The sequence below is a fragment of the Burkholderia sp. Ac-20344 genome (genome assembly GCF_017104975.1).
GTDB lineage: Bacteria > Pseudomonadota > Gammaproteobacteria > Burkholderiales > Burkholderiaceae > Burkholderia.
Genome location: NZ_JAAGPP010000044.1, coordinates 44,518 through 56,586, shown reverse-complemented (window position 1 = coordinate 56,586; position 12,069 = coordinate 44,518). Strand labels below are relative to the sequence as shown.

Genomic DNA, 12,069 nt, shown 5'->3' with positions numbered 1-12,069 from the left:
CTCTCGCAGCACTCTCGACAACGGACCCGCGATCTGCGTCAGCACGTCCGCCACCGAATCCGGCAACAGCTTCGGCGCGGCTTCCTGCTTCGCCTGCTCGGCCTGCGCCTGGCTCGATTTCGCTTCGGCTTCCTTCTGTTCGGCATTGCGCCTCAGCGGGTTGTCGAACAGCACTACGCCCGACGACATCGCAGCCGCCATGGAGAATTCGCGAGGCGCGGCTTCCGCCTGCGCCTTGGCCTTGTCCGCCGCTGCCTGCTTCATTCGTGCCTTGGCCTGCGCGACCGGGTCCGATTTGAGCAACGCTTGAACGTGCCGCGTGTACTGATCCATCAACACCTTCCACGGCACCGCCTCCGGGTTGAGCGGCGCCGCCGCCAGCGCCTTGATCAGATCGTCCTGACGCAGCACCAGCGCGCGCATCAGCAAATTGGTCTTCTCCGTGATATCGCCCTTCAACCAGCGCACATAAACCTCGCTGCAGCCCGCGATCTCCTGTGTGGCCGCCATGCAGCGCTGCAGTGTCTCTGCGTATACATCGCCGGCCAGCGCATCCTTGCCGTCATGCGTGCAGTCGAGCTTGTTGGCGAGCAGGTTGCTTTGCATCCATGCCGCATGCGCCTTCGCCAATGGTTCGATATGTTGCGTCTGCAACGTCTTCTCCGCCTGCTCGTACTCCGTCTTCCACTTGCCGTAGGCGTCCACGTTCAATTTGTCCAGATACGCCTTCCACGATTTCTGCTGCGCGTCCGCCCACCGTTCCGGCGAAGGGTGCCGGATGAGCGCGTCCAGTTCCTGCTGACGAGCAAGATTCCCGGACGGCGCATGCCCCATCGCCCGGCTATGCTCGCGCGCAACCTCGTAACTCACCTTGAGGTAGTCCGCAAGATCCTCCGCCTGCCGGAACACCTCCATCTTGACCTTTACGTCGTTGGACGCATGCAAAGTCTTGATCGCCACATCCAGCGCGAACAGGTCACGGTAGGTCGTCGGATACGGGCCATATCCGGCCCCGTACCTCTCCTTCTCCACCCGCGTATCGTTCAACCGTTCCTTGTGCCAGTTGATCAGCGCGGCCAGGTCCTGCGCGACGCCCGCCGGATCGTCCACCGCCACGATCGCGCCTTGCAACTCCGGGCTGCGCCGGCTGCATGCCGCCATCACACCATCCGCCTTGCCCGCGTGCAGGTGGAAACGGGGCGCGGTGGAGGGCGCAAAGCCGTTCGGCGCGGATTTGGCCGTCGCGTACTCGCCCACAGTCGTCGCAAGCTCGCTCATCGGCACCGCATGCGGAACACCGCCGCGCCCGCGCGAGGTGCTCTTCCCGGCCATCGCCGGATGCGCCTTTGCCCACGCGCCCGCATCGAACGCCCGCATGTGCAGTTCGCGCAGGCGCTTCCCGCCAGCGCCCCGGTGCGCGTCGATCACCGCACGCGTCCACTGCACGTCCGAGTAACCGAGCCAGACGAGGCCCGCGTCGCGCGCTCCCGGAATCGCAATGCATCCCGCCAGTTCCTGATGCCCGGCAAAGTTGCACGGCTTGGCCAACCTCGCCGCGTCAGGCACTGCCGCTTCCGGCGCGATGCGCAGATAGTTGCCGTCTTCCGTGATCCAGTACGCGTCCATCCGGTCGCGTTTCTCGTCGTACGCATACAGATAGCCGCTGCGCAGCAGCCGCGCCGTGTATCGCGCACTGCAGCCCTGCATCGCCAGGTTCTGCGGCTTGCCGCTGCCCACGCTACGCGCCGCATCCTCGACCTTCAACGGCGCGCTCACCGCCGGCAGCCCGCTGCTGACGGGCGCAATCGCATAGCGCACCGGCATCAGCAGCAAGCCGTGCTTGTCGCAAAGATCGCACTTCGGTTCTGTCGCTGCGGCCATCGATGTCAAGTCTCTTCGAATGAAAAGTGATTCGGAAATTGCCGATCCGGTGGTACGCGATCGCCATCGGCCACGCGCCCGGACAACGCGCGATGCTCGTCCGGCGTAAGCAGAGCCATCACGTCGGCCCAGCCCATCGATGCGACGCGGGTTTCCAGCCGCGCCCAGCAGTCGACCAGCTTCGGATGATCGAGGAACGCCGCGCCGTAGCGCACCGCGTACTCGGCATAGCAGACGCAGTCCTCCCGGTCGCGCCAATGCAGCCGGTGCTCGGCCGCCATCAATGCCGATTCGATTCGCGACGCGATCGCAACCCGCTGCGGCCAGTCCCGTTCCTCCGGGGTATCGAGGCAAGCGACCACCCGATTGATGCTCGCGATTCGCTGTGCACGCGCCCACATGGCAGCGTCGATGCGCCGGAACTCACCGGTGCGTTCCTCGAGCAACACGAGAGGCTCCTGCCTGTTTTCCTCGGCATGCCGAACGTTCACGTCGAATCTAAACCACCCTTCCAGCCAGGGAAACGACCAGCTCGACACAGGCCCGACCAGTTCGTCCAGCGTGGCGGAATCGAGCATCCAGCACAGATGGGCAAACACGCGCGGATCGAAGAAACGCCACAGCGCGCCGCCAGGCGAGCGATTGCCGTGCCGATTGACCGGCAGCACCAGGAGAAGACCGGCAATGTGTTCCACGAGCGCATCGAGCGACACGGATGCCTCGATAGAGGCGCCGATTCCCGCCTGCATCAGCGGCGTGCGCTTCCGATTCGCATGCTCCGCGTCGAGCACCGCTGCCAGCCAGGCAATCTGCCATTCGTCGCACCGACCGAGATCGATGATCGCAGGCAGGCCGGCTGGATCCTTGCCCCAGTTGGTCGGGCTGCACCGCGTCGGGTTCAGCGCGGCAATCATGTCGACGTCGGAAAATGCATCGGGATCGACCAGCAGAAAGCCGCCGCCTGCGAGTGTCGGCGGCTCGCAGCGAGTGACGCGGGCGGTAGCTTGCGGATTCGCCATCACGACAACACCATGCTGTTTTCACCGGCGATCGATGCAGCCGCCGTCGACCCTTTGCAGGCGGCAAACGCCGGCAGCTTTCCGGCCGCACTGTCCGGCCCGTCCCAGGCGAAGTCCGCCATGCGGATCGTCACCTTGTTCGGCGATGCGATGGTGACGTTGCCGTTGTCGAGCTTGATGTAAGCACCACCGCCGTCCGTGAGCATGATCGACTTGCCGGCCTGGACGATCACGTGGCCGTCGCTGCTGGTCACGGTCAGGTTCCGCTGCGACGTCAACTCCATTTCGTCGCGCTGTGCCTGGATCCGCACCTTGCCGCGCGCCGCAAATACCTTGATGCCCATCTTCTGCGCGAACAGACTGACTGCCTCGCCGGCTGCGACGGTGAACTTGCGCAGCACGCCGATATCGGCATTGGCGCCCGCCGTCATCGTCAGATTGGCGCCGGCACTGTGAATCAGCGTATCCGGCGTAACCGTCGCTATCGAGGCATTCGACGACAGCAACATCACCGCCTGCCTGAGATCGCGAATCTGATCCTGGAGCACCTGCTGCATCGATCTGGCATCGGCCGCATCGGCCTGCGCGACGGCCGCCGCCTGAGCCAGCCCTTCCATGCGGGCCTGCGCGTCGTTCAGGCGCGCGATTGCCTCCTGCATGTCGAGTTGATCGCCGGCGGCTTTCGGTCGATCGTCGGTGGAGACAAACAGCCCCTTCCCGCCACGAATCGCACCGTATCCCGACGTGCGAAGCTCGAATCCTTCGCCACGCCGCTGCTTGTTCGAATCGACGAGATAACCGAGGTTGAGCTGACTCTTGCCGGAATGTTCGGTGGACAGCTTGATGCCTTCGCATCCATGCCAGTCCTCCATCCGCAGCTTGTTGTTGCTCTGCGTCCGGATCACGTTGCGCGACAGCCACCGATCCTGATTCGTGACGAGGTCGACCGCCTGGCTGTGGTGGTGAAACTGGGACAGGTACGGCTTGTCCGGATTGCCGTCGCGAAAAGCCACCACGGCTTCGTCGCCGTGCAGCGCCGGAAAGTGAAAACCAGTCTGCAGGCTGCCGGCGAACGGCTTCGCAAGCCGCAGCGGCACGCTCTCGCCGCCGGGATTCCATTCGTCGAAGTCGAGGTCGAAGCGCACCGTGTAGCGGCCCTGCTGCGTCAGGTACGCATAGTCGTAGTCGCCAGGAGACGTGACGCGCGCGCTCAACGTGCCATTGATCTTCGGCCATGCCTCCTCGTCGAGCCGGAGCCTGACGCGTCGATCCGCAGGAATCGCCTGGTAGCTGTTGCGATAGGCACGCTCGCGCCCGCCCGTGTGAACCGTTTCAACCACGACCTGACCGTTCGGCGCATCCGGCAACGCTTCGTCGACACGCAGCACACGCGCCGGCCGCAGTTCGAGAACGTTGCTCTCGCCTTCGTAGACCACCTGCCATGCGATCTCCGCCTCGTGACGCAGTTGCGCTTCCCAGCGCGCGCCTTCCTGATCCAGGTGATGCGTGCCGTAAACGTAGGCTTGCCCGTAAGTCGTGACGTCCTTCTTCGCCACGTTGGCATCGGCCTTGAAACGCTCCCAGGACTGATCCGGGTTGTAATCCGCGACAAGAACCGATTGCGGAACCGTCTTCGCGTGCATCTCCAGCGCGAACACGGCCTCGACGCCGGCCTCCAGGCCGGCCGTCTCCCGATAACGCGCATTCAGTTCCGGCGCATAGACGTAATGATCGACATCGTCGGCAAACACGACCACATCGCCGTGCTTGCCCTGCGTGAAGTAGCTGTAGATCCCTTCCTTCTGCATCAGCATGCCGATGTAGGCCAGATCCGACATCTGATACTGGAAGCGAAATGCGTGCTGCGGATACTGCCGTCGAAGCGTGAATGCGAACTGGTGCCCCTTGAAGCCATGGCGACGCAGAATCGCCTCGATGATCTGCGGTGCGCTCTGTTGCTGATAGATGCGGCTCGTGCGTGCCAGCCGCAGACGCGCGGTGTGCGCCTCGACGACCATCCGGTACAGGCTGAAATCCTTCGTCGTCTTCGTTTTTGCGAAGTGCGTAACGCATCCGGCGAACACGCGCGACCGTGTGCCATCTTCCGGTGCAATGGTGAACGTGGCGTCGCGCCCGAGATAGTCGCCGCGAAGGAGGTTGTCCGGATGCGTCAACTCGATGACGATCCGGTAAGGATCGCCGATACGTTCGGTCGCGGTAAACGACACCACCGACAATTCCCGGCTCGCGGCGCTTCCCGCGATGTCCAGGAAATAGGCCTGCAGCCCCGTCACCGCCTCGTGATTCACGCCGTACCTTTCCACCCTCTCAAGCAGATCCGCCATCGCCCTCTTTCCCCGCTCGCATCACGCTCATGATCGATATCGCGCACGCTGGCGCAACAGCCGGTATATGAATTTTTTCGACGCATGGTAAACAGTTTGGCATCCCATGTGAATCGACATTCGCGGCTTTTTTGCAACTTGCAAAAATTATTTCCGATGAAAATTTCAAGATGGAATTTATATGCTATTTATCCATTCTTAAATTTTTTTGACGTCCGAATCTTTATCTCACAATTACCCGCTCCCTCAACCAATGGAAATTGTCCCGAAAAGCAATCGACGGCTTTCGATCAGGCACTCTCACCGATTGAAATTGTGTGTGGGGTGTGTCTGGCTTGACTCGTACAAATCGAGTGATCATCGACGAATGTTGAGACATGTCGGAACGCAAAACCGCGCCTCGTGATTCGACGACGGGTGCCACACCCACCGGATCCGCGTCGTCAAACGGAATCTATGCGTCGCTGTGCGAGACGCTCGGCATCTCGCCCGCGGCGCCGGTGCAGCCGCTGCACGCATTCGCGCAGCCCGATACCCTGTCGAGATCGACCGCAGGCGATCGTCTGGTGCATGCGATTGCCGTACTCATCGACGCCATCGGGAGCACGTCGCAAAAGATCGACGTGCTGGACAAGAGCCTGATCGACTTCCACATCGCCCGACTGGACACGCGGATCGGCAACCAGATCGACGCGATCCTGCATGACGCTGCGTTTCAGCAACTCGAATCGACCTGGCGCGGTCTGAAATACCTGGTCGATCGCACTGATTTCCGCAAGAACGTACGTATCGAAGTGCTCGACGTCTCGAAAGAACAGCTACGGCATGACTTCGAGGACACGCCCGAAATCATTCAGAGCGGCCTTTTTCTGCATACGTATGTCCGCGAATACGACACACCGGGTGGAGAGCCGATCGGAGCCGTCATTGCCAGTTACGCATTCGATCGCAGCGCGCCGGACATCGCGCTGCTGCGCGATATCTCGAAGGTTTCCGCCGCGGCACACATGCCGTTCATCGGCGCGGTATCGCCGATGTTCTTCGGCAAGCGATCGATGGAGGAAGTCGTCGGCATTCGGGACGTCGACAGTTATCTCGATCGCGCCGAATACCAGAAATGGAAGAGTTTTCGCGAATCCGACGATGCCCGTTATGTCGGGCTCACGCTCCCGCGCTTCCTGGCCCGTCCGCCATACGGCCCTGACACCGTGCCCGTTCGTGCGTTCAGCTATCGGGAAACCGTCAAGGGGCCCGACTCCACCCGCTACCTGTGGGCGAGCGCATCGTTCGTGTTCGCCGCGAACCTGGTGAAGAGCTTCGTCCGGAACGGCTGGTGTGTCCAGATTCGTGGGCCTCGCGCGGGCGGCCTCGTGACGGACCTGTCGCTTCATCTTTATGACCTGGGCAACGGAGCTCCGGCGAAAATTCCAACCGAGGCGCTGATTCCGGAAACGCGCGAAGCCGAGTTCGCGAACCTGGGGCTGATTCCGCTTTCGTTCTATCGAAACCACGACTTCGCCTGCTTCTTTTCGGCGAGCTCGGCACAGAAGCCCGTTTCATACGAAGCGAAGGAAGCAGCTGCGAATAGCCGTATCAACGCACGATTACCCTATATTTTCCTGATCTCGCGTATCGCGCATTACCTGAAACTGATCCAGCGCGAGAACATCGGAACGACGAAAGACAGGCGTCTGCTCGAACTGGAACTGAATACCTGGATCAAGTCGCTCGTAACGGAAATGACCGATCCCGGCGACGACCTGCAGACATCGCACCCGCTACGGGAAGCACACGTCAGCGTCGAGGACATCGAAGACAACCCCGGTTTTTTTCGCATCAGGCTGTTCGTGGTTCCGCACTTTCAGATCGAAGGGATGGACATCGGCCTGTCGCTCGTCTCTCAAATGCCCAAGGCAAAAAATTGACGCTGACTGCCGGGCTCGCCCTGAAACTGTATTTTTCATGCCTATCGAACGACGATGAAGATAACGAGACCGCTTTGGGCCAAGGGAATTTTCATGACGCCCCAGCACTTTCAGCAGCAGGCGTTGTGGAACCAGACGACCGACGAACGCATCGCTCGTATCGCGAGCCCCGATCCGTGGGGCGTGTGCCGGATTGCGTTCGACACCCAAGCCCTGACGATCGATCGCCTGCAGTTGTCCGCACTCGATCTGCGCCTGCCGGACGGAACCCTGGTCGACAGCGAGTCGGCCGATCGCCTTCCGCCGACGCGCGATCTGAATGACATCCCCTCGCAGACCGATTCGGTTGTCGTGCTCATCGGGTTACCGCTCCTTGATCCGCAAGGAAACAACTGTATCGACATCGACGAAAGACCTGCACGTCCGCGGCGTTTTCGGCGGGAGTATCTCCAGGTCGCCGATGTGAACGGCGACAACGTGGAAGAGATCAGCGTGGAACGCCTTGCGCTGGCGTTGCTGTTCGATTTCGAGGCGTCGAGCGACTACGTCACCTGCCCGATCGGAAGAATCGCGCGCAACGCGCAGGGACGCTTCGAGATGGACGCCACCTTCGTGCCGCCGTGTTTGTTCCTGTCGGCCAGTAGCCACCTCGTCGGCCGCATGACCCGGCTCTCCGAGATCCTGCTGGCCAAGAGCGCCAGCCTCGCCGTGCGACGCCGGGAGCGTTCCGATCAGATCGCCGACTATGCGGTCGCCGATGTGTCGCTGTTCTGGCTGTTGCACAGCGTTAACAGTTGCTGGCCCGAGCTTGCACGACTGTGTCAGGCTCCCGATCAGCACCCCGAACGACTGTATGGCACGCTGGCACGCCTGGCAGGTTCGTTGCTGACATTTTCGACAGCGGAAACCCTTCGATCCATTCCTGCCTACGATCACCTCGATCCCGATCCGGTTTTCGCGGAGCTCGAATCGTTGATTCGCACGCTTCTCGATACGGTCGTTCCGTCGCGTGTCGTACCGATCGCCCTGGAGAAGCTGCGCGGGACGTCGTGGTTGGGCAAAATCAATGACGACCGGCTCGTCGAAGGAGCAGAGTATTACCTGTCAGTCCAGTCCGGGTTGCCCGCTCATGCGTTGCTCGAGCAGCTACCGCGCCTGTGCAAGGCCGGATCGCCCGACGATGTCGAGCAGATCGTCAATTCCGCACTACCCGGCATTCCGCTGCGCGCCATGTCGCGCGTTCCCGCCGCCATTCCGGTTCGCATCGAAAATCAGTACTTTGCTCTCGACGGTGCTCATGCCGCGTTCAAGCGCATGATGGACGCACGGGCATGTCAGTTCTACATCCCCGCGTCGGTACCCGACGTCTCGCTCGAACTTTACGTGGTACTCCCCGCATGATGCCGCAGCCCTTCGATGCCGCAATACTGCTGCCGATCGCTTTACGCGATACCGCAATGACCGTCGCGAGTCTCGCCCACGAACCAGCACGCCATTCATTCGTCCCGCTTCGGCATTCATGCAGTACACAGGTTGCCCGACTGCGCGACGAAATGACGTCGGCCGGCCATCCTCTGGACGTGATCGAGGATGCCTTGTACGCCCAATGCGCATTACTCGACGAGACGGCATTGCGCACCCTGACCGGAGACGATCGCACCGCCTGGGAGCGCGAACCGTTGCAGATCGAAGCCTTCGGCCGGAACGACGCCGGCCACGAGGTGATTTCGCGCATCGAACACCGCCTTGCCGAGCCCCGCCCCGTGCTGCCGCTACTTGCGATCTTCCGGGCGATACTGGAACTCGGGTTTGCTGGCAAGCTCGCACTCGGCGATCGTGGGGCTCATGCCGCGCTTCTGAACGCAGTCGATGAGCGCCTCGGTGGCAAGCCAGACATGCACCTTCCCGTCATGATCGATGCTGTCACCGCAAGCCGCCCGAGTGGCCACTTTTGGCCGTTCAACTGGCTCGCCCTCTCGTTCATCATGGGTGGCGTGCTCTATCTCGCGCTCAATGAATGGCTCGGTCGTTCAGTCGCTGGAATCGTGCAGCCATGAACCCGCAACTCACATTCCAGTGCTTGCCGCTCGTAGTCGGTTTCCGTCATGCTCTTGCTCGCATGCCGATGCGGGTGCCGGGCAACTTTCATCGCAAAGCGGAGGTGAATGGATGAACCCGACTGGCCCCGGCCTCTTCGAAGCCATAACCGGACATTTTTCGAACGGCTCCAACGTCGCCGATTTCGACGCAGCAACGCAGACGTTTCTTTCCGTACAGGACAACATACAGCGCATCCTGAACAGCCGACGCAACAGTCTTGCGCATCTGCCGGACTACGGCCTGGACGATCTTTCGGAAATCTACCGCCATCTGCCATCGTCTGCGCACCGGCTCCGAAATTCAATAGAAGCAACGATCCTCAAGTACGAGCCACGCGTCAAGTCGATCGATCTCCAGGTCCGGGACGCCGAGCCGGGCATGCTGCTGAGTTTCACCATGAGTTGCCATCTGCATCGGGAAGGGCTGGTACGCTTCGGTACACATTTCACTCCCGACGGACGAACCCGCCTTCATATGCTCAAGGCCGATCTCGATCGCGACTGACGGGGGTGCGATCCTGGATCAGTCGCAACGTCGCTCCGGACTCCGATGTGTGTCCGCGCAACAACCCGCGATCGGGCGCCGTGCGCCGCCACAAGCTGACACGGCGCTTTCATTCGAGCCCGCGCGCGCGCATCGGCCGCGATTGGCCGATATACTATGCGCCTCCCATTTCCCCGCACTCGACCATGCGACGGTTACTCTGGCTGATCGTGCTTTCGCTCGGCTTGGCACACACGGCATCGGCGCAACAGGCGTCGGCGCTGCCCGCCTCCGCGCCCGAGCAAACGGCCGCCTCCGCGCCGCTCGCCGCTTCCGCGCTGGACGCGAACGATCAGCCAAACGAAGAAAACCGCCGCATCACGTCCTACCTGACGAAAAAATTCGGTATCGCAAAGGAAAAGGCGATCAAGCTCGCCAACATCGTCAACGTCACTGCGACGAAATATTCGCTGCCGCCCGCACTCGTTTACGCCATCATTTCGATCGAATCGCGCTTCCAGGAAAAGGCGCGCGGCCAGCACGGCGCGACCGGGCTGATGCAGGTCGTGCCGGCCGCGCATCGCGGCCTGCTGCGCAACGTGAAGGACCTGACCGAGCCGAACGCGAACGTCGAGGTCGGCTCCGCGATCCTGTCGGGCTACGTAAGGGCAGCCGGTGGCGATGTGCGGGCCGGACTGAGGAGCTACAGCGGCGGATCGAATGCGTATGCGGCGAAGGTGATGCAGCGCGTCGATTCGTTCCGGTTCGTGCTCGAACCGGACGACGACGCGAAAACCGCGAATCCCGCGAACGATGCGAAGGGCGGCATGGTGCCGGTCAGCGAGAAGTCGAGCCCGGCGCCGGCCCGCAGCAACTAGCCTCTCTTCGTTCGATACGCATGCGCCATGCCACTCGCGTCCTTGCCATCGCCACGCTGGCGCTCGGCCACACCGCCGCGTTCGCTGCCGTCGATTGCGAGAAACACGCGCTGACGATGAACGACGTGCGGACCTGCGTACTCGGCCAGAACGATCAGGCCGTCGAGAACGCATACCGGCCGCTCGAGCGCAAGCTCAAGCAGCGCAACCCCGATGCCGCCAGCGAGCTCGCGAAGTCGCAGGCAAGCTGGACCCGCTTCGCCGGCGACACCTGCAACTACGTGAAAGCCGCCAATCCGCAGCAGACGATCCCGGAAGACGCGTGGATGAACTGCTGGGTCGATTTCAGCCAGGCGCGCGTGCGCATCCTGAAGAAATGGGACGCGCAGCTGGATGCGCCGCCACCGGCGCAGAACTGACCGGCGAACGGATGCCCGCGCGGCCGCCCGTCACGCCTGCGCGAAACGCTCCCGCAGAAATTCGATGAAATGCTGCGTCTTCGCGGGCAGCAGCCGCGTTTCCGTCATCGCGTAAACCGGAATCGGCTCGCCTTCCCATTCGGGCATCACGCGGCGCAGCCGGCCGGCGGCCAGGTCGTCCGCGACGATCGCCTCGGACAGCACGATGATGCCCGCGTCGAGCGTGGCCAGGCGCCGCAGCATGCCGACACTGTTCGCCCCGAAACGGCTGCTCACCGGCACCGCGACGGAACGCGCGCCGTCGTGCAGCGTCCACGACCCGCTTCGCTGCAGGCCGAGGCATGCGTGCCTTGCGAGGTCTTCCGGTTCGCGCGGCTCGCCGGCGCGCGCGAGATAACCGGGCGACGCATACAGGTAGTTCCGAAACGTGGCGAGCCGCCGCGCGATCAGTTGCGAATCCTCGGATGGACCCATGCGGATCGCCACGTCGAACGGTTCGCTGACCAGATCGACACGCCGCGAGGTCAGCTCGAAATCGAAGGTCAGCTTCGGATAGCGGTTCGCGAATTCGACGACCAGCGGCGCCAGGATGACCACCGCGAAATCGACCGGAAACGACGCGCGCAGCACGCCGGTCGGCTCCGCCAGCAGCCCGCCGAGCTGCTCGTGCGCGAGCCGCGCCTCGTCGACGATGCGCTTGCAGCGCTCGAAGTAAAGCTGGCCGGCCTCGGTCAGCTCGATCCGGCGCGTCGTGCGATGCAGCAGACGCAGCCCGATCGCCTTCTCCAGCGCGCCGATGCGCCGCGACAGGGTCGAGTTCGGCATCCCCAGCGTCTCGGCCGCGCTGCGAAAGCCCTTCGCCTTCACGACTTCGACGAACAGCGCCATGTCGTTCAGCAGTTCCATGCCCACCGCTCCATCAATGGATCAATGTTATCCAGATTACCCGTTTTATCCCGAAAAGGAAGCAATGGATGATGGGTGCGTGGAGGCGAGGTCGGCACACCCGTGCACGGCCG

10 protein-coding genes are annotated in these 12,069 nt (G+C 62.4%); 6 read left to right on the top strand and 4 right to left on the bottom strand.

The window, feature by feature from the left end:
• From G3N64_RS16445 to vgrG, 3 genes are all read right to left on the bottom strand, one after another.
• A partial coding sequence (locus G3N64_RS16445) for a T6SS effector BTH_I2691 family protein (protein WP_277399115.1) occupies window positions 1–1,881 on the bottom strand: 1,881 nt, incomplete at its 3' end.
• Between the two features lie 5 nt (window positions 1,882–1,886).
• The gene (locus G3N64_RS16440; RefSeq protein WP_205784882.1) at window positions 1,887–2,900 is read right to left on the bottom strand and encodes a hypothetical protein; all 1,014 of its coding nucleotides are present in this window, start codon (window positions 2,898–2,900) and stop codon (window positions 1,887–1,889) included.
• Window positions 2,900–5,245 carry a type VI secretion system Vgr family protein gene (gene vgrG, locus G3N64_RS16435; RefSeq protein WP_205784881.1) on the bottom strand — a complete coding sequence of 782 codons (2,346 nt, stop codon included), beginning with the start codon at window positions 5,243–5,245 and terminating at the stop codon, window positions 2,900–2,902. The genes G3N64_RS16440 and vgrG overlap by 1 nt, the downstream gene beginning before the upstream one ends.
• Before the next feature lie 377 nt (window positions 5,246–5,622).
• Here vgrG and tssC point away from each other — a divergent pair, with 377 nt between their 5' ends.
• The 6 genes from tssC to G3N64_RS16405 all read left to right on the top strand — a co-directional run bounded on the left by tssC (window position 5,623) and on the right by G3N64_RS16405 (window position 11,050).
• A complete protein-coding gene (gene tssC, locus G3N64_RS16430; RefSeq protein ID WP_205784880.1) occupies window positions 5,623–7,170 on the top strand; it encodes a type VI secretion system contractile sheath large subunit in 1,548 nt (515 codons plus the stop codon).
• 54 nt (window positions 7,171–7,224) lie between these two features.
• A complete protein-coding gene (gene tssK, locus G3N64_RS16425) occupies window positions 7,225–8,571 on the top strand; it encodes a type VI secretion system baseplate subunit TssK (protein ID WP_205784879.1) in 1,347 nt (448 codons plus the stop codon).
• Entirely contained in the window at window positions 8,568–9,227 is a 660-nt protein-coding gene (locus G3N64_RS16420) for a DotU/TssL family secretion system protein (RefSeq protein WP_241021019.1), read from the top strand. Before tssK ends, G3N64_RS16420 begins: the two co-directional genes overlap by 4 nt.
• A 112-nt stretch (window positions 9,228–9,339) precedes the next feature.
• Window positions 9,340–9,774 (top strand): type VI secretion system baseplate subunit TssE, encoded by a 435-nt coding sequence (tssE, locus tag G3N64_RS16415; protein WP_205784878.1) that lies wholly within the window; start codon window positions 9,340–9,342, stop codon window positions 9,772–9,774.
• Between the two features lie 185 nt (window positions 9,775–9,959).
• A complete protein-coding gene (locus G3N64_RS16410; RefSeq protein ID WP_205784877.1) occupies window positions 9,960–10,631 on the top strand; it encodes a lytic transglycosylase domain-containing protein in 672 nt (223 codons plus the stop codon).
• Between the two features lie 20 nt (window positions 10,632–10,651).
• Window positions 10,652–11,050: a lysozyme inhibitor LprI family protein gene (locus G3N64_RS16405; RefSeq protein ID WP_205784876.1), complete on the top strand. Its 399-nt coding sequence runs from the start codon at window positions 10,652–10,654 to the stop codon at window positions 11,048–11,050.
• Window positions 11,051–11,080: 30 nt separating this feature from the next.
• Here G3N64_RS16405 and G3N64_RS16400 read toward each other — a convergent pair whose 3' ends face one another.
• Window positions 11,081–11,956 (bottom strand): LysR family transcriptional regulator, encoded by an 876-nt coding sequence (locus G3N64_RS16400; protein WP_205784875.1) that lies wholly within the window; start codon window positions 11,954–11,956, stop codon window positions 11,081–11,083.
• Window positions 11,957–12,069: the final 113 nt, after the last annotated feature.

Coding starts and splice junctions, on each gene's coding strand:
- G3N64_RS16440 (WP_205784882.1), bottom strand. CDS start 2,900: ATGGCGAATCCGCAAGCTACCGCCCGCGTCACTCGCTGCGAGCCGCCG.
- vgrG (WP_205784881.1), bottom strand. CDS start 5,245: ATGGCGGATCTGCTTGAGAGGGTGGAAAGGTACGGCGTGAATCACGAG.
- tssC (WP_205784880.1), top strand. CDS start 5,623: ATGTCGGAACGCAAAACCGCGCCTCGTGATTCGACGACGGGTGCCACA.
- tssK (WP_205784879.1), top strand. CDS start 7,225: ATGAAGATAACGAGACCGCTTTGGGCCAAGGGAATTTTCATGACGCCC.
- G3N64_RS16420 (WP_241021019.1), top strand. CDS start 8,568: ATGATGCCGCAGCCCTTCGATGCCGCAATACTGCTGCCGATCGCTTTA.
- tssE (WP_205784878.1), top strand. CDS start 9,340: ATGAACCCGACTGGCCCCGGCCTCTTCGAAGCCATAACCGGACATTTT.
- G3N64_RS16410 (WP_205784877.1), top strand. CDS start 9,960: ATGCGACGGTTACTCTGGCTGATCGTGCTTTCGCTCGGCTTGGCACAC.
- G3N64_RS16405 (WP_205784876.1), top strand. CDS start 10,652: ATGCGCCATGCCACTCGCGTCCTTGCCATCGCCACGCTGGCGCTCGGC.
- G3N64_RS16400 (WP_205784875.1), bottom strand. CDS start 11,956: ATGGAACTGCTGAACGACATGGCGCTGTTCGTCGAAGTCGTGAAGGCG.